Source organism: Streptomyces brasiliensis (genome assembly GCF_014647875.1).
Classification (GTDB): Bacteria; Actinomycetota; Actinomycetes; order Streptomycetales; family Streptomycetaceae; genus Streptomyces; species Streptomyces brasiliensis.
The window spans coordinates 1-718 of sequence record NZ_BMQA01000260.1 but is presented as its reverse complement, the minus strand read 5'-3'; the positions used below and the strand labels follow the sequence as shown (position 1 = coordinate 718).

The 718-nt window shown below is 69.5% G+C and carries 1 protein-coding gene; it reads right to left on the bottom strand.

Features of this window, described 5'->3' with window-relative positions; translation table 11 throughout:
* Window positions 1-718: RNA-guided endonuclease InsQ/TnpB family protein (locus IEZ19_RS50075; RefSeq protein WP_189317995.1), on the bottom strand; the 718-nt coding region annotated here is incomplete at both ends.

Here is a 718-nt window from a genome sequence, read left to right as displayed (position 1 = left end):
TCGCTCCGCAGTCTGCGCACTCCATCCTGGTGTGCGCGGGATGCACCAGGCGCACATCCCTCCCATGCTTGCGGCCCATCTCGATCAAGGCGCGCTTGGTTGCCGAGATCGCGGCGTCAGCCGCCTTCTTGGCCATGGTGGTCTTCGCGAGGAACCTCGGGCGGAAGTCTTCCACCGCGATCCGGTCATGGCCGAAGACCACGGACTTGGCCCACTTGCGGCCGGTGTCCTGACGCTGCCCGGCGACCTTGGCGTACGCCTTCGCGCGCAGCTTCTTCGCCTCGCGGTAGCCTTTCGAGGCGGCCTGCCCCTTGGCCGGTCGGCGTCGGGCCATCATCCGGTCGTAGCGCGAGAGCTTCGCCTGCGCCTTCTTCCCGTGCTGGGCGTGGGGGAGGTCGTGGTCGTCGCTCGTGGTGGTCGCGGTCTCCCTGACGCCCCAGTCGATCCCGATCATGCGGCCGGTCTTGGGCAGGTGCTCAGTGGTGGCGGCGGTCACGAAGGACGCGTACCAATGGCCGATGCTGTCGCGGTACACGCGCACCGAGGACGGCGGCCTGGGCAGCCGGCGCGACCACACCACCGTCAGCACGATCCCGCCCGCCAGGCGCAGGCGCCCGTCCCTGAGACGGAACCCACGCCGGGTGTAGTTCAACGACACGTCGGCCTCCCGCTTCTTCTTCCAGCGGGGCATCCCTGCACGCTGCCGCATCGGCAGCCG